Source organism: Pseudomonas sp. JY-Q, from assembly GCF_001655295.1.
Classification (GTDB): Bacteria; Pseudomonadota; Gammaproteobacteria; order Pseudomonadales; family Pseudomonadaceae; genus Aquipseudomonas; species Aquipseudomonas alloputida.
The window spans coordinates 3,153,954-3,169,822 of the sequence record NZ_CP011525.1 but is presented as its reverse complement, the minus strand read 5'-3'; the positions used below and the strand labels follow the sequence as shown (position 1 = coordinate 3,169,822).

The 15,869-nt window shown below is 62.8% G+C and carries 13 protein-coding genes and 1 pseudogene; 7 read left to right on the top strand and 7 right to left on the bottom strand.

The window, feature by feature from the left end:
* Positions 1-236 precede the first annotated feature (236 nt).
* Complete coding sequence (locus AA098_RS14400) at positions 237-809, top strand: bifunctional pyr operon transcriptional regulator/uracil phosphoribosyltransferase (RefSeq protein WP_004374603.1); 573 nt, start codon at positions 237-239, stop codon at positions 807-809.
* Position 810: 1 nt separating this feature from the next.
* On the opposite strand, the gene AA098_RS14395 is transcribed toward AA098_RS14400, so the two are convergent.
* From AA098_RS14395 to AA098_RS14380, 4 genes are all read right to left on the bottom strand, one after another.
* On the bottom strand, positions 811-1,689 hold the full coding sequence (locus AA098_RS14395) for a universal stress protein (protein ID WP_064614459.1): 879 nt from the start codon (positions 1,687-1,689) through the stop codon (positions 811-813).
* A 218-nt stretch (positions 1,690-1,907) separates the two neighbouring features.
* Positions 1,908-2,798: a universal stress protein gene (locus AA098_RS14390; protein ID WP_054888290.1), complete on the bottom strand. Its 891-nt coding sequence runs from the start codon at positions 2,796-2,798 to the stop codon at positions 1,908-1,910.
* A 161-nt stretch (positions 2,799-2,959) separates the two neighbouring features.
* On the bottom strand, positions 2,960-5,239 hold the full coding sequence (locus AA098_RS14385; protein ID WP_064614457.1) for a heavy metal translocating P-type ATPase: 2,280 nt from the start codon (positions 5,237-5,239) through the stop codon (positions 2,960-2,962).
* A 6-nt stretch (positions 5,240-5,245) separates the two neighbouring features.
* Positions 5,246-5,500 (bottom strand): hypothetical protein, encoded by a 255-nt coding sequence (locus AA098_RS14380; RefSeq protein ID WP_004374594.1) that lies wholly within the window; start codon positions 5,498-5,500, stop codon positions 5,246-5,248.
* Positions 5,501-5,688: 188 nt separating this feature from the next.
* Between AA098_RS14380 and AA098_RS14375 the strand changes: the two are divergent.
* From AA098_RS14375 to AA098_RS14365, 3 genes and pseudogenes are all read left to right on the top strand, one after another.
* Positions 5,689-6,335: pseudogene (locus AA098_RS14375) on the top strand (BON domain-containing protein).
* Positions 6,336-6,361: 26 nt separating this feature from the next.
* The gene (gene ftsH / locus AA098_RS14370) at positions 6,362-8,203 is read left to right on the top strand and encodes an ATP-dependent zinc metalloprotease FtsH (RefSeq protein ID WP_004374589.1); all 1,842 of its coding nucleotides are present in this window, start codon (positions 6,362-6,364) and stop codon (positions 8,201-8,203) included.
* 28 nt (positions 8,204-8,231) lie between these two features.
* Positions 8,232-8,657 (top strand): potassium channel family protein, encoded by a 426-nt coding sequence (locus AA098_RS14365; protein ID WP_004374587.1) that lies wholly within the window; start codon positions 8,232-8,234, stop codon positions 8,655-8,657.
* 7 nt (positions 8,658-8,664) lie between these two features.
* On the opposite strand, the gene AA098_RS14360 is transcribed toward AA098_RS14365, so the two are convergent.
* Entirely contained in the window at positions 8,665-11,040 is a 2,376-nt protein-coding gene (locus AA098_RS14360; RefSeq protein ID WP_004374585.1) for a phosphoketolase, read from the bottom strand.
* A gap of 329 nt (positions 11,041-11,369) precedes the next feature.
* Positions 11,370-11,930 (bottom strand): Hsp20/alpha crystallin family protein, encoded by a 561-nt coding sequence (locus AA098_RS14355; RefSeq protein WP_004374581.1) that lies wholly within the window; start codon positions 11,928-11,930, stop codon positions 11,370-11,372.
* A gap of 190 nt (positions 11,931-12,120) precedes the next feature.
* On the opposite strand from AA098_RS14355, the gene AA098_RS14350 reads away from it, so the two are divergent.
* A complete protein-coding gene (locus AA098_RS14350; protein ID WP_004374578.1) occupies positions 12,121-12,855 on the top strand; it encodes a hypothetical protein in 735 nt (244 codons plus the stop codon).
* On the opposite strand, the gene AA098_RS14345 is transcribed toward AA098_RS14350, so the two are convergent.
* The gene (locus tag AA098_RS14345) at positions 12,824-13,555 is read right to left on the bottom strand and encodes a transcriptional regulator FNR (protein ID WP_004374575.1); all 732 of its coding nucleotides are present in this window, start codon (positions 13,553-13,555) and stop codon (positions 12,824-12,826) included. The genes AA098_RS14350 and AA098_RS14345 overlap by 32 nt on opposite strands.
* 224 nt (positions 13,556-13,779) lie before the next feature.
* Here AA098_RS14345 and AA098_RS14340 point away from each other — a divergent pair, with 224 nt between their 5' ends.
* Positions 13,780-14,349, top strand: coding sequence for a GNAT family N-acetyltransferase (locus AA098_RS14340; RefSeq protein WP_004374572.1), 570 nt, complete (start codon positions 13,780-13,782; stop codon positions 14,347-14,349).
* A 59-nt stretch (positions 14,350-14,408) separates the two neighbouring features.
* On the top strand, positions 14,409-15,776 hold the full coding sequence (locus tag AA098_RS14335) for an erythromycin esterase family protein (protein ID WP_054888293.1): 1,368 nt from the start codon (positions 14,409-14,411) through the stop codon (positions 15,774-15,776).
* Positions 15,777-15,869 lie beyond the last annotated feature (93 nt).

Genomic DNA, 15,869 nt, shown 5'->3' with positions numbered 1-15,869 from the left:
TTAGGTCAACTATGCAGGTAATAAAGAGCTCGCGTGCCGGTAACGGCCATGGCCCATCAGTGTCATCAGCAGGCTATTGGTGCCTGCGCCCGTCTGGTAGATGCAGTAATCCGCGATGCACTGAAACTCAGGTTCCTGGCCCGGACTCCGCTGGCTATCACTTGGCTTTTATCAAGCCCACCTCTAGGTGCCCGGGTAGGCTCCCGCCCAGTGATATCCAATAAAGGAGAAACACCATGAATCGCCCCGCTCCATCGAGGGTCCGCCTGTATGACGAAGACGATCTGGACAGCGTGCTGCGCTCGATGGCCCGCCAGGCCATGGCCTGTCTGCCTGCGTCCGAAGTGGCACTGGTAGGCATTCAGCGGCGTGGTGAGCCGCTGGCGCAGCGCTTGCAACTGCACCTGCAGGCACTCACCGGTGCTGCGCCCTTGCCGCTCTACCCGATCAAGGTCAAGCGTTATGCAGACGACCTGAGCCTCCTGCATGCCCATACTCAACTCACCGAAAACCCTGAACTCGCCAAGCTCGACCTTGCCGCAACCACCTTGCTGGTGGTCGATGACGTGCTCTACGAAGGGCACTCTCTGCTACGCACCTGCGCCTACCTCGCCGAACTGGGTGCGCGCCACATCATCAGCGCGGTGCTCGTCGACCGCCACGTCTGCCGCCAACCGGTGCATGCCGATATCGTCGGCATTCATCTGCAGGTCGCGGCGCAGGATATCGTCGAATGCCATGTGCCCCCCTACGAAGGTCAATTCTGCGTGGAGGTGGTGCGCCATGGCCGAACAGGCGATACCGCCTGATTCAACTGCCAGGTGTAGGCCTGATCGTCAGGATGCTGCACGGCGCATGGCTGACAAGCCGCTCGGTGGTATCGCCGATCAGCTTGGCCCAACGCCTGGCCTGCACGGCGCCGACCACCACCACATCGGCTCCCAGCGCAGCGATATGGGCCTTGATGACACGCAACGGCGCACCTTCGCTGAAGAATCGATGGTTGTGGGCGATGCCGTGGGCATCGGCCAACGCATCGAACGGCAACTGCAGCGATTCCCGCAGCTCATCCGCCCAAGGGCCGGCGAGGTCAGGATTTGCCAGCATGGCGATTGGCAGGTCGTAAGCCGAAAGCAGGTTCAGCGGGCCCTGGCATTGTGTTGCCAGTTGCTGACCGGCCATCACCAGTGCGTCATTGAGCGGCGAGGCGTGGGATACATCCACCGCGACCAGCACGCTAGCTGGCATGGCTGGGGCATTCGCCGGTACGAACATCAACGGCACCTCGCTCCCATGCAACAGTACCTGGTCAAGTGAAGTCCGGGCCCGCTGATCGATCAGGGAACAGCCCGAGCAGTCCTTGATCACCAGGTCAGGCGCATAGCGGGCAATGCAGGCCGGCACCAGGTCTCGGGGATCGGAGGTTTCCACGGCCTCGAAACCTGGGCGTGCCCCCCTTGCCGGCTGTTCATCGAGCAGCGCCTTGAGCGCTGTCCTGAAGTGCACGAATGAAACGCAAGGCCGCGGGGGTGTCGGCAACTCGTGGCGCAGGCGCAGTTCGCCGGGTTCATGAATACCCAGCACGTGCAGGGAAGCACCAGACGCCGCAGCCAGGGCCATGGCCCGGTCCAGCGCGGCATTGGCTTGAGCCTTGGTCATGATCAGCAAAATCCGGCGATACGGGCTCATCGGGCACCTCCCGGTGCGGCTGCAGGATAGCCTACGCCGCCGCAGCTTCAGCAGCGCGGGGCGCTGTTCCAAAACGGGATATTCGAACGCATCCTGGTCGCCGACAGCATCAAGCCCTTTCGCCTGCCCGCCCCTTGCCAGGCCCGGCTGGACATCGTCGCCACCAGCGCCCTGGTCGCCGAGCGCCTCACGCCCATGGCGTAGTCATCCGCACGTTCCTACACCACCAGGATGTTGCAAGGTACCTGGTACAACACATGTTCGGTGGTACTGCCGAACAGACGGTCCAGTCCCCGTGCGATGGGCCGCCCCAGGACCAGTACCTCCACCGGCTGTGATTCGACGTATGCGCTGAGCACCGCGACCGGTCGCCCCAGCACGAAATGGCAACGTTGCGGTGGTGCGCCGAAGCGTTCGGCCAGTTTCCTGAAATCATCCTCCAGCGCTTGGCGCAAGGGCTCGGCAATGTCACCGATGGCCCAGGCGGCATACCCCATATCGCCCATGTAGGCCATCGACAGATCGCAGGCGTGCAGCAGGTCCAGTTGCGCCCCTGTCTGCAAGGCCAAAGCACCGGCCTGCCGGACGATGCTGTCATTTCGGGCTTGCCCCTCTGGCGAGGTGTCGGCCACGTCCACCGCCGCCACGATCTGGCGCGGCAACGCCGGCTGGCTGGCACCGAGCAAGTAGACCGGGACCGGGCAGTGGCGCAACAGTTGCCAGTCAAGCGGCGTGAAGAAGGCGCGCTTGAGCGCAGGCTCATGCTCGACCTGCTTGAGCAGCAGGTCCGGTTGCATCTCCAGCACGTGCTGCAGAATGTCATCCTGCAGGTCGTTACTCCAGGCCACCTCGGTCGTCACCTGCACGCCGGAGGCACGCAGTGCGTTTGCCTGGGCTTCCAGCTGTTCATGCTGAGCAAGCCGATAAGCCTCCCGCTCCGCTTGATGCTTACCGGACTCCAGCAGCCAGAGTTTGTCCAATGACTCGAGCAAGGCGACGATGTGCAGGCTGGCCGATGCCGATCTGGCCAGTGCAACAGCCTGCTCCAGGGCGACCGCCTGGTGCAGCATTGGACGCATGATCAGCAACAGCCGTTGATAGTGACTCATGATGGCCTCCAACGGTGGGCCGGCCTGATCACTCAGGTCGCTCGGGTTGCATCGAGACGGGGCTTTTCGGCCGGCAGTGATTGACCGCTGCTGCCAGCATCCGGTCAACGCCGCCCTTGGCGCTTGATTTTTATCAAGCGTGCAAATGCCTGCAGCGGTGTTCAATGTTGGTCAAGGTAACGGTACAAGGCCTCCTCCTGGTCGAAATGCAGTTTTGCCAAGGTGTCCAGGCGTATGAGCTGGTGCTGGATTTCGTCGGCGCTCGGGTTGGCGGCGGCCTGGGCGAAATCCTCGTTCATGCGCGTCAGCAAATGGATCAGCCTGAACATTTCCCGGTGGGTATGGCTGAGCGGCGAGAGCGGATCCTCGCCTCCCATGTAGCGGCTCAACAGGGGGTACAGCTGCTCGTCGTCCCGCTCATGGCGCTCCAGCGAGCCATGCAGGGCGGCGACCAGGCGCCCGAGGTCGGCCCGCGCCTGCTCCGCAGGGCGGCTGGCAAAGTCCCGCGCCATCTGGCTCAGGTCGGTCAACACCCCGTCCAGTTGTCGATGCTCGTCCTGCATGCGCTGCAGGCTCTCGGTCGGCAACCCGTTGTGGCCATCGCCCGCAACCGGGCCGAGGGCGCGAAGGGCGTTGAGGATGATCAACAGGTCGATGCCTTCCTGCAGTACCGCCCCCATCACCGCAGGCAGGTAGCCGGCCGCAGCGAACAGCATGGCCAGCAGCGAGAGGCTCATGCCCACCCACACGCCTTGCCGGGCGATGTGCACGGTGTGTCGGGCGATGTCGAGCGCTTCGATCAGACGATCCAGCCTGTCGACCAGCAAGACCACGCCGGCTGACTGTGCCGAAGCAGTCACGCCGGACGCGCCCATGGCAACCCCGACATCGGCGGCAGCCAGTGCTGGCGCATCATTGATACCATCCCCGACCATCAGCGTGGGACCTCTTCGGCAACCTTCCTGCACCAGGCGGACCTTGTCCTGCGGTGAGAGGCCAGAGTGAAGCGCATCGATACCCGCTGTCAGCGCGATCATTTGCGCTGTCTGGGGGCGGTCGCCAGTCAGCATGACAATCTGGTCGATGCCGCGGGCTCGAAGCCGGCGCAGGGTCTGGGGTGTTTCTCGACGCACATCGTCGGCCAGCCGCAGCATCGCTTTCAATTCACCGTCCACGGCTACGAAACTGCCACTGCTGGCCAGATAGTCCAGCTGCTGCAAGCACACCTGTGCCCAAGGGCCCGCATCCCTGCCCTGCTGCACGTAAGCCAGCAGCCCCAAGCGCACGGCTTTGCCTTGTACCTGGCCGGCCAACCCTTGGCCTGGCGCCTCCTGCACCTGTTGCGGCGCCGCCAGGCTCAGGCCCCGCGCGAGGGCCGCATCGACAATAGCCCGAGCGATCGGATGGGTGGATGCCTGGGCCAATGACGCGGCCCACTGCAAGATCTGCAGCGGCGCGCCCTCCCCGTTAAGCTCGATCGATTGCAGCCGAGCATGGCCGCTGGTCAAGGTACCGGTCTTGTCGAGAAAAACCTGGCGGATCCCGGCGAGCGCCTCCAGTACCGCGCCATCGCGCACCAGAATGCTACGCCGCGCCGCTCGCGAGATGCCCGACAGCACGGCAATCGGCACCGCCAATATCAGGGGGCAAGGTGTGGCGACCACCAGCACCGCCAGCACGCGTTGCGGGTCGCCACTGGCCCACCAGGCGAGCACGGCGATCAGCAACGTCAGCGGGATGAACGCCAGCGCGTAGCGGTCAGCCAGGCGCACGAAGGGCGCCCGTGACTGGCGTGCCGCCTCGGCCAGGCGCACGATGCCGGCATAGGTGCTTTGTGCCGCAGTCTGCGTGGCCACCAGCACCATCGGCGCGCCGGCGTTGCACACCCCGCTGGCCACCGGCTCGCCGCAATGACGAGTGACGGGTAACGACTCCCCGGTCAGCGCCGCCTCGTCCAGGGTGGCCTGGGGACTCTGCAGGCGCCCGTCCACGGGCACGATTTCACCCAGGCGCACCAGCACGGCCTGCCCTGGCCTGACCTGATCCACCGCAACTTCGCGCAGCCCGTCTTGCTCCTGGATCCAGGCACGTTGCGGCGCTCGGTCGATCAGCGCCCGCAATTCGCGCTCGGCATGACGCACGCTGAACGCTTCAAGTGCTCGGCCAGTGGCCAGCATCAGCGCGACCACCGCAGCCACCAGCATGTTCTCCAGGGCCAGGGCGGCGGTGATCGACAGCAAGGCAATCAGGTCGATACCCGCCTCACCCCGGGCTAGGCGCCTGAACATTTCCACCGCCAGGACCCCGGCCATGACCAGGCCACCAGTTGCCCAGACCAGCGCGGCCCAGGCAGGCCGCTGCGCCGCATAGGCCACGCCGCCAGTCAGCAGGGCCAGCGTGCAGACCACCAGCAGTGCGGGGTCGAGCCATCGACGTGGCATGGCGGGCTACTTGCGTCTGGCCTGCTGGCGCAGTTGCTGCACTTCCTCCTGAGCCTGAGTTGCCCGCTTTAGGGCCTCGTTGGCGGTCTGCTCGACCAGATCGATGCGGTAACACACTTGATCGGCGCGCAACCTTGCGGTGGCGGCGTTGTTCTCCGCTGATTCCAGGCGCGCATCGTATTCCTGGGCGCGCCACGCCGTGCAGCCGGACGCGGTAACCAGCAACAGGCTTGCCCACCCGCAAAGCACATAACGTCGCATGTCGGTACCCTCGTGCATGGCCAGGACACGCTAAGTATCGATGGCGGCGTGCGCCGCACGCCTGACATTTGTCAACCGCGACCGGCCTGTTCACCCGGTTTGACCTTTATCAATCGCGCTGGGGGGCACAAGGGTAGAAACAAAGACTCAGGGCACCGCCCCTACCCTATCTGCTACCGGAGCCGATCATGAACGACCTTGACCTGCGAGACCTTGTGCTCGAAGAGCTGGAATTCAAACCCGATATCAATGCAGCCAGCATCGGTGTGACGGTGCAGAACGGCGTGGTGACCCTCTCCGGGCACGTCAACAGCTACGCCCAGAAAGTCAGTGCCGAGCGCACGGTCAAGGCCATGAAAGGCGTGCGCGGCCTGGCAGAGGAGATAGAGGTACGCCTGAACAAGCTCGAAGGTACCGCTGACGACACGATTGCCAGCCGTGCCCTGAACATCATCGCCTGGAGCTCGGACGCCAACGTGGAGGGCATCCAGGTCACCGTGCAAAAAGGGACGGTGACCTGGAAGGCCAGCTCGATTGGCAATACCAGAAGGAAGTGATCGAACAGGCGGTCTTGCGCTTGTCGGGTGTGGTTGGCGTACACAACCGCATCACCCTCAAAGCCCGGGCCGACGTGGTCGATATCAAGCGCCACATCGAGGACGCACTCAAGCGCAGCGCCGAAATCGAGGCCGGAGGCATCCGCGTCACGGTCGACGGTGGTGTGGTCAAGCTGGAAGGCAAGGTGCACTTGCTGCGCGAGCGAGAAGTGGTCGAGCGTGCGGCCTGGTCGGTGCCAGGCGTCAGCAAGGTCGAAGATTATCTGTTGATCGCCTAGCGCCGCCGCGCCGAGGACCGATGGCCATGAACAAGGATAAGCCCTGGACGCTCTACCTCCTGGCAGTTGGCCTGGCAGTGCTCGCTGCCGTGCAGTTCGGCCTGTTCAGCCAGCCGGCCGTGCAAGCCATTCCTTACAGCCAGTTCCTGCAACTACTCGATCAGCAGAAGGTCAGCGACCTGCATATCGAGCACGAGCGGATCCTCGGCAGGCTGCAGGAGCCGATCGATGGCCACTCGGTATTCTCCACCGTTCGCGTCGACCCGGCTCTGAGCGAGCAGCTGGGACGCTCTGGAGTCGCGTTCTCTGGCGTCGTCGAGGACAACACGGTAGCGACCGTGATGGGCGCGTTGATGCCGCTGTTGATGATGCTGGCGCTGTGGTACTTCCTGTTTCATGGCCTGGGGCAGAAACAGGGGTTGGGCGGGTTGATGGGGGTGGGCAAGTCGCGTGCGCGGGTCTATGTCGAACACGACACCCAGGTGACTTTCGCCGACGTGGCCGGTATCGACGACGTCAAGGGCGAGCTGACCGAGATCGTGTCCTTCCTGAAAAACAAGGCGTGGTATGCGCGCCTTGGCGCCCATGTGCCCAAGGGCACGCTGCTGGTAGGCCCACCCGGCACCGGCAAGACCCTGGTCGCCAAGGCCATCGCCGGGGAAGCGGCGGTGCCATTTTTCTCGATCTCCGGCTCGGAGTTCGTGGAGATGTTCGTGGGCGTGGGTGCCGCCCGGGTGCGTGACCTGTTCGACCAGGCCCGCCAAGCGGCGCCTTGCATCATCTTCATCGATGAGCTGGATGCCCTGGGCAAGATGCGCGGCGTCGGCAGCTTTGGCGGCAATGACGAGAAAGAGCAAACCCTCAATCAGTTGCTCGCCGAGCTCGACGGCTTCGACCCACGGGAAGGCGTGGTGCTGTTGGCAGCGACCAATCGCCCGGAAGTGCTGGACCCGGCGCTGCTGCGTGCCGGGCGCTTCGACCGGCAGATTCTCATCGACCGGCCCGACCGCAAGGGCCGCCTGGCGATCCTGAAAGTCCACCTGCACAAGATCATCTACAAGAACGACCTGGACTGCGAGCGGATTGCCGAGATCACCCCGGGCCTGACGGGCGCCGACCTGGCCAACCTGGTCAACGAGGCTGCCATCGTTGCCACCCGGCGGTCCAGCCAGTGGGTCGAGTTGCAGGACTTCACCGCTGCGGTCGAGCGACTGGTGGCGGGCATCGAGCGCAAAGGCAGCGTATTGCGCAGCGACGAGCGCCAGGTAGTGGCGTACCACGAAATGGGCCATGCCCTGGCCGCCAGTAGCCTGCCGGCGATGGACCCGGTGCACAAGGTGTCGATCATTCCCCGCGCCGCGGGTTCACTGGGCTACACCCTGCAACGGCCGACCGATGACCGCTACCTGATCAGCACGCAGATGCTGCGTGACCGCCTTGTCGTGCTGATGGCCGGGCGCGCCGCCGAGCACCTTGCGTTCGGCCAGGTCTCCACGGGGGCCGCCGACGACCTCGGGCGCGCCACCGATATCGCCCGCCAGCTGGTCACCCGCTTCGGCATGAGCCCGGTACTGGGCCAGGCGGTCCTTGAGCGCCAGCAAGCCGGCTATCTGGGTGACTCGCTGTTGCGTCAGGAGCGCAAGGACTACTCGGAGCAAACTGCGCGCGAGATCGACCTCGCTGTCCGCGGCTTGCTCGAAGAAGCCTATGGCCGCGCCCGGGCTTTGCTGGAGCAGCGCCGCGACGACCTGGATGCAGGCGCGCGTCTGTTGCTGGCCAAGGAGACCATCACCCCCGAAGAATTCCCGGCGTTGCAACCGCAAGCCAATGAGCCCGCCACCTATGTGCTGGTCGATGCCACGAAATGAACCGCCGATCCTGGCCAGGGTACCTGCGATGCTCTTTGTCACGCTGATCAATATGCTGGTGGTGATCCTGGTGGTGATCATTCATTACGAATGCCTGCTGCGCCTGAATGACTGGCTACCTCGGCTCAAGCTCTGGAGCCGCTTTCGCATCGTCGCAGGCGTGTTCGGCGCGCTGCTGGCCCATGCCCTGGAGGTGTGGTGTTTTGCCTTGGCCTATTACCTGATGGCCCATGCCCCAGGCTGGGGTACGCTCAGCGGCAATTTCGACGGCAGTTTCCTGGACTGCGTGTATTTTTCCTTCACCACCTACACCACCATAGGCTTCGGCGATATCGCCCCCACTGGCCACCTCAAGTACCTCACCGGCCTGCAGGCGCTGACGGGCCTGGTGCTGATCACCTGGACCGCCTCGTTCCTGTTCCTGGAAATGCAGAAGTACTGGAAGACCAAGTAAGGCGGGGTCAGGCACGCGACGCTGATGTCCAGCGCCATTGCGCAACTTCAGGCATGTCTTCGCCATGTTCGATGAGGTAGAGCTTGTGCTTCTCCATCGTGGCCCAATAGCGGGCGCGGGCCTGTTCGAGCTGGGGCTGCAAACGTGGCACGCGCTCGAACACATCGAGCAGCAGCTGGTAGCGGTCCAGATTGTTGATGACTGCCATGTCGAATGGCGTGGTGGTTGCGCCCTCTTCGCGAAAGCCCCGGACATGAAACCGTTGCGGATTGGCGCGTTTGTAGATCAGGCGGTGGATGAGCGCCGGATAGCCGTGGAAGGCAAAGATGACCGGTCGATCTTCGGTAAACAGCCCGTTGAAATCGCTGTCGGACAGCCCGTGAGGGTGCTGTTGCGACAGTTGCAGCGCCATGAGGTCAACGACATTCACCACCCTCACACGCACGTCTGGAGCCTGCTCTTGCAGCAGTGTAACCGCCGCCAGTACCTCCAGTGTCGGCACATCGCCCGCGCAGGCAAGCACCACCTCGGGCATCTCGTCGTCATGGCAGGCCCAGCCCCAGCGCCCGATACCTGATTGGCAGTGCACGGCGGCCGCTTCGCAATCGAGCCATTGCCACTCCATCTGCTTACCGGCAACGATCACATTGATGTACCCACGGCTGCGCAGGCAATGCTCAGCCACCGACAACAGGCAGTTGGCGTCAGGTGGCAGATAGATCCGCGCAAGGTTGGCCTTCTTGTTTGCCAGCAGGTCGAGCAAGCCCGGGTCCTGGTGCGAGAAACCATTATGGTCCTGCCGCCAGACATGCGAAGTCAGGAGGATATTCAATGAGGCGATCGGCTTGCGCCACGGCACCTCGGCAGCTGTCTTGAGCCATTTGGCATGTTGGTTGATCATAGAATCGACGATATGGATGAAAGCTTCGTAACAGGAAAACAGGCCATGGCGGCCCGTCAGCAGGTACCCCTCAAGCCAGCCCTCGCAGATGTGCTCACTGAGGATCTCCATGACCCGCCCCTGTGCCGAAAGGTGTCTATCATCGCTGGCCCGAGCATCTAGCCACACCTTGTCGGTCACCTCAAATACCGCATCCAGACGGTTGGACGCCGTTTCGTCAGGGCCGAACAGGCGGAAATTCTGCGACGCAAGGCTGTTCTTCATGACATCGCGTACATAACCACCCAGCACTCTGGTCGCCTCGGCCCGCACCTGACCAGGGCCCGGCATCGGCACGCAGTAATCGGCGTAGTGCGGCAAATCCAGGGCCCGCAATAAGAGACCGCCGTTGGCATGGGGGTTCGCGCTCATGCGTCGCCGGCCAGTTGGGGTCAGCGCGGCCAGCTCAGGCAACAACGTACCCTGTGCGTCAAAAAGCTCATGGGGGCGGTAACTTTCCAGCCATTGTTGCAGCTGCATCAGGTGCGGCGGTTTGCCAAGGTCCGCCAACGGCAACTGATGGGACCGCCAGGTGCCCTCTACGCGTTGCCCATCCACGTACCTGGGCCCCGTCCACCCTTTGGGGGTACGAAGAATCAGCACCGGCCACAAGGGCCTGTCGACCACCTGCGGGTCTTCGGCATGCCGCGCGAGGCGCTGGATCTGGCTGATCTTCTCGTAGATGACATCCAGCGTCCTGGCCAACGCGCGATGGACCTCCATCGGCTCGTCACCCTCGACGAAATACGGATCATAGCCATAGCCATACATGAGGCTGGTCAGCTCCTCCTCGCTGATCATCGACAGCACGCTGGGGTTGGCGATCTTGTAACCGTTCAGATGCAAGATGGGCAGCACCGCGCCGTCGCGGGCGGGGTTGAGGAACTTGTTGCAGTGCCAGCTGGCAGCCAGTGGCCCGGTTTCGGCCTCACCATCACCAATGACGCACGCCACGATCAGTTGCGGATTGTCCAGGGCGGCACCATAGGCATGGGCCAGCGAATAGCCCAGTTCGCCCCCTTCGTGAATGGAGCCAGGCACATGGGGGCCGACATGGCTGCCAATGCCATAAGGCCAGGAAAACTGCCGAAAGAGCCGGGCCATTCCAAGTGCGTTGCGCTCGACCGATGGGTTGAGCTCGGTGTAGGTACCGTCGAGGTATGCCTGAGCGACCAGGGCAGGACCGCCGTGGCCAGGCCCCGTGACGAACAGCACATTGAGGCTGTACTGGCGAATCAACCGGTTCAGATGGGTATAGACGAGGTTGAGCCCCGGGGAAGTCCCCCAGTGGCCCAGCAGCCGAGGTTTGACATCGGCCAAGGTCAAGGGCCTGGTCAACAAGGCATTGCCCTGCAGATAGATCTGGCCAACGGTGAGGTAGTTCGCCGCCCGCCAATAGGCATCCAGGCTTTCGAGCTCTTCAGTACCGGGGAAATCACTCATGCCAGCCTCCTTTCGTCATCGCGCACGGGGCGCTCAAAGGTCTTCGCCGCGAAGATCTTCCTCCCGCCGGCTCTGTTGACGGATCAGCAGTGACAGTTCTTACAGGTGGTCCGACAGCAGGCCCATCAGGTCGTCCGCCGTGGCGATTCCGACCAGCAGACCGAGATCATCGACGACCGGAATGCGTCGGATAGTGGCGCGCCGCGGCATAGATGGAGATACCGGGTGGTGCGGTGACCACGTCCCGTTTGCAGTATTTGCCAATGGACATCATGTGCTACCTCCACAGGCGGAGCCTCCTTGCTCCTTGATGCAGTGAGGATGGGTGATCATTTACCGCTCTTGATCGGAATCACCTTTTCCGGATGGATGGCTTCGGCGCGTTTGGGCAGGTGCACCAGCAGCACGCCCTTGTTGAACTGGGCGTTGATCTTCTCGGCGTCGACTTCACGGGGCAGTTGGAAAACCCGTTCGAAGCTGCCGTAATGGCGCTCGGACAGGTGATACGCCTTGCGTTTTTCGTCCACTTCTTCCTGTTTCTCGCCGCGGATCAACAGGTTGCCATTGACGAGCTTGATCTCGATATCCTTGTCGTCCACGCCAGGCAACTCGGCGCTGATGCGGTACTCCTCGGCAAGCTCGCTGATGTCCATGGCCGGCATGCCGTGGGTGAACAGGTCACGCCGCCAGAAAGGTTCGACATCGAACGGTGTTTGGCTGAACGGCATGCGCATCGGCCGCCGTCCAAAATCCTCGAACAGGCTGTCGATCTGACGGCGTAATTGCTGGAAGGGCCGCCACAACTCCGAAGGTTCGACGCTTGGCGGCGAAGCTTTGGTTGGCTGGGTTGCGACGGGGGTAGCAGGCACTTTCTTGGCAACTTCTGACATGGCGTCCTCCTCGAATGAGTAATGCCTCCCAGGGAGACGCTTCGATCATGCGCCGTGGGGCAGCAGCCCATTTGACCTTTATCAACAACGTGAAGTCCCTGCCGCCCGCTGGTTTGATCCTGATCAAAGTGCCGGATTGCCCACGGTCTAGGCTGATTACAGCAAGTCATCCTTACAGTGCGAGGCAGTCATGGACCGCGAGGGTGCCAGCGTTCGCTTGCTCCAGACATTGCCCGGCCTGGGCATCCAGCAATTCGTGCGCCTGGCCCTTTGCAGCCAGCCATGCGGCGAGGCAATGGCTGGCCAGTACTGCGTGCTCAGTGGTCGTACCGAGTGCTGGCCGTGCAGTTACGTGACCCTACCTGGCGTGGCCGGGCAATTTATCGTCAGCACCCAGAGCGCGCAGCCCGTGGGCCGTGCGGGGGAGCTGCTCGACTATTCCGGGCCGCTTGGCAGCGCTTGGCCGTTGCCCCTGCAAAGCACAAGGTTGCTGGCCATCAGTCGCGCCGACGGCCTGCTGCCGTTGTTGGGTGCGCTGGATGAGATTCGCTGCTGGCTGCCCTGGTTACAATTGCAGCTGTCACATGACGGCATTGCGGCCGAACTGCTGCCGGACGATTGTCGAACCTGGCTGTCGGCACTGTCGCCATTGCCGCGTGACTACAGCAGTGGCTGGTGGCAGACCAGGCATTTGCTGACCACTTTCCGCCCGGACACGGTGTACTGTTGCGCGCCGCCACAGGTGGCGCGCCAAGTGGCACGGTTGTGCTGGCAAACTGGCGTAGCCGCGCAGCGTATCTGGATACGCACAGACCATGTGTCACGCCCGATCTGGGTGGGGCACTCCCCCGAAAGCTGGCCTGTGCAACGCTATGACCGGGTGCTTGCCGCGCTCAAGTGGGCTCCTCCAGGCGGGTCAGGTTGACCAGGCCTTGCATGTCGATGAGCCTGACCTCACGCCCGGCGCACAGCATGAAACCTGCATGGACGAAACGGCTGAACAGTCGGCTGACCGTTTCCTGCGTGAGGTCCAGGTAGTTGGCGATATCACCACGGGACATGGGCAGGTTGAACACATCAGCCTGCAAGCCTCGCGCCTGGTAACGCGCGGACATGCCCAGCAGGAAGATCGCCAACCGCTGTTCGGCACGCCCATGGCAGCAGCGCAGGTGCTCGTCCTTGCCCTGGATCCCCAGGCTGAGCATGTGCAGCAACTGATAGCGCAGCCCTGAAATCTGGCCGGACAGGTCCACCAGTTGGTCCAGCCTGATGGCGCAGACCAGCGAGACTTCCAGGGCAACGGCAAAGCTTCGGTAACAACTGGCACCAATAGCGTCCAGCCCGAGCATTTCCCCCGGCAGGAGAAAGCCGGTCACCCGCTCGGTGCCCTCGGCATCGAGCAGAAAATTCTTGATCGCCCCGGAGCGCAAGGCATACACGTGCTCCATGGGTTCATTGGCCTTGAACAGGTACTCACCCCGCTTCAACGGCCGGTTACGGCGGACAATTCGCTCCAGCTTGGCCACTTCGTCGGCACTGAGGCTGGCTGCCAGGCAAAGCCGGCTCAACGAGCACGCAAGGCACTTGACCTGGAGCTTTGCTCCCATTTCCGCAAGGCCTGACATGATGATGCCTCTGCTTTTTTGCAGGCGTGTATCTATTGAAGTTAGCGGTTCCACTAAACGTTAGCGGTCTGTCCGACCAAGGGTCGGACGCTATCCCCGGCTATACCCGCTTTTTTCTATCGGTTTGACAAGTCATGTGGGAAGCAATTGACAACTGTCAAGTCAGCGATGGGCCCGCTGCCGAAACTGAACTTCCTTGTTCATTCGACACAGAGGACATTGCCATGGCGCCCGCCGAGACTTCCCGTGAGCATAAAACGCCTTCGTTCCCAAAACCTTCGGGTGAATACTGGATCGAAGCCCTTGAAAACGGCGTTCACGTATTGATCAGGCCCTTGCAAGCCCAGGACCGAGAACGCGAAAAAGCCTTCATCGAACGGCTGTCGCCCGAATCGCGGCATTTCCGCTTCCTGTGCCAGCTCAGGGAGCCCGGTGAAGCCATGCTCGACCAGCTGATGAAGGTCGACCAGGATCGCCAGGCGGCTTACGTCGCCCTTGCCCACGTGGATGGTGAATTGCAGGAAGTGGGCATTTCCCGCTACGCCACTGCTAGCGGCAAGGACGAGTGCGAGTGTGCCGTTACCGTCATGGACAGCTGGCAGCACCATGGCTTGGGTCGCCTGCTGCTCAAGCACCTGGTCGACCATGCCCGGGCCAAGGGCTTGCGGCAGATGTATTCGGTTGATGCAGCAGCCAACCAAGCGATGCGCGAGCTGGCCAAAGCGGCGGGGTTCACCACCGTCGCTGACCCGGATGATCCCAGCCAGGTCATCCACCGGCTCTCCCTGATCTGAACCCTGGGCCGTCGCACTGACGGGTCAATGCGCGGCGGCCCGATTACGGGAGGCTCTCCATGAGCGGCCCTTCGAAGACATTGATGGAAAAACTCTACGGCAAGCAGTATCAGGTCGACACTGCCGATATTGCCCCGGTGCTTCATCAGTACGCCGAACCTTTGCCGGACCTGGATACGCCGGCATTCGCAGCGCTGTTCGACCGCTATGCTGACGCGCGCGTCATCCTGCTGGGCGAGGCAAGCCACGGCAGCAGTGAGTTCTATCGCGCCCGCGCGGCGATCACCCGGCGCCTGATCGAACAGCATGGTTTCAACATCGTTGCTGTCGAGGCTGACTGGCCGGATGCCGGGCATGTCGATCAGTACGTCCGAGGCTTGGCGCACTCGGCGTGGAAACGCCATATTTTCAGCCGTTTTCCTACCTGGATGTGGCGTAATAGCGAAGTCAAAGCCTTCGCCCAATGGCTTCACGGGCACAACCGCCTGCTGCCCACCGACCACCGCGTGGAATTCCGCGGCCTGGATGTCTACAGCCTGCGCAATTCCATCCATGAAGTCCTGGCCTATCTGGACCGGGTCGATCCGCATCTGGCCCATGAAGCCCGCCGCCGTTACGGTTGCCTGACGCCGTGGCAGGACGACCCCGCGCTGTACGGGCACTTTGTCGAGCGCGGTGGCGTCATGCCTTGTGAGCAACCGGTGATCCAGCAGTTGAATGTCATGCTCGCCGAGCAACTGTCAGGGCTTGTCCACAATGATGAAGCCTTCTTCAACGCAACGCAGAACGCCCGTGTAATCATCGCTGCGGAACAGTACTACCGCGCCATTTACCGAGGTTCGACGGCTTCCTGGAATCTGCGCGACCGGCACATGTTCGATACCTTGCACGCACTGCTGGAACACCGTGGTCCCCACGCCAAGGCCGTGGTCTGGGCACACAATTCACACATCGGCAATGCCGGAGCCACGGAAATGGGCTGGAAAGGCCAGTTCACCATCGGCCAGCTTTGCCGCAGCGCTTTCGGGCACGACGCGGTGCTGATCGGCATGGCCACCGACCGCGGCCAGGTGGCCGCCGCCAATGACTGGGACGGCGACATGCAGATCAAGGAAATCCGTCCTTCGCGCAGCGACAGCTGGGAGCACCAGTTCCGCCTCGCAGGCGTGCCAGCCAGCCTGAGCGACTGGCGCGACCCACAGCGCAAGGCGTTGCGCCATGTGTTGTCCACGGCGCTACTCGAACGCGCCATCGGCGTCATCTATCGCCCCGAGAGCGAACGGCTGAGCCACTACTTCGAGGCGGTGCTGGCCGAGCAGTTCGATGCGCTGCTCTGGTTCGAACAGACCCAGCCAGTGACTGCCCTGCCCTTGCCGAAACAACAGCACCTTGAGCCTGAGGACGAAACCTATCCATTTGGTGTATGAGCCTCGGCGAAGCGCTATCAGGCGGATACGCGCTGCAGGGACTTCACAAACCCGTCACCGGCAAGCGCAGTGGCCCCCGTGCCTGCACCGAAC

Coding starts and splice junctions, on each gene's coding strand:
- AA098_RS14400 (WP_004374603.1), top strand. CDS start 237: ATGAATCGCCCCGCTCCATCGAGGGTCCGCCTGTATGACGAAGACGAT.
- AA098_RS14395 (WP_064614459.1), bottom strand. CDS start 1,689: ATGAGCCCGTATCGCCGGATTTTGCTGATCATGACCAAGGCTCAAGCC.
- AA098_RS14390 (WP_054888290.1), bottom strand. CDS start 2,798: ATGAGTCACTATCAACGGCTGTTGCTGATCATGCGTCCAATGCTGCAC.
- AA098_RS14385 (WP_064614457.1), bottom strand. CDS start 5,239: ATGCCACGTCGATGGCTCGACCCCGCACTGCTGGTGGTCTGCACGCTG.
- AA098_RS14380 (WP_004374594.1), bottom strand. CDS start 5,500: ATGCGACGTTATGTGCTTTGCGGGTGGGCAAGCCTGTTGCTGGTTACC.
- ftsH (WP_004374589.1), top strand. CDS start 6,362: ATGAACAAGGATAAGCCCTGGACGCTCTACCTCCTGGCAGTTGGCCTG.
- AA098_RS14365 (WP_004374587.1), top strand. CDS start 8,232: ATGCTCTTTGTCACGCTGATCAATATGCTGGTGGTGATCCTGGTGGTG.
- AA098_RS14360 (WP_004374585.1), bottom strand. CDS start 11,040: ATGAGTGATTTCCCCGGTACTGAAGAGCTCGAAAGCCTGGATGCCTAT.
- AA098_RS14355 (WP_004374581.1), bottom strand. CDS start 11,930: ATGTCAGAAGTTGCCAAGAAAGTGCCTGCTACCCCCGTCGCAACCCAG.
- AA098_RS14350 (WP_004374578.1), top strand. CDS start 12,121: ATGGACCGCGAGGGTGCCAGCGTTCGCTTGCTCCAGACATTGCCCGGC.
- AA098_RS14345 (WP_004374575.1), bottom strand. CDS start 13,555: ATGTCAGGCCTTGCGGAAATGGGAGCAAAGCTCCAGGTCAAGTGCCTT.
- AA098_RS14340 (WP_004374572.1), top strand. CDS start 13,780: ATGGCGCCCGCCGAGACTTCCCGTGAGCATAAAACGCCTTCGTTCCCA.
- AA098_RS14335 (WP_054888293.1), top strand. CDS start 14,409: ATGAGCGGCCCTTCGAAGACATTGATGGAAAAACTCTACGGCAAGCAG.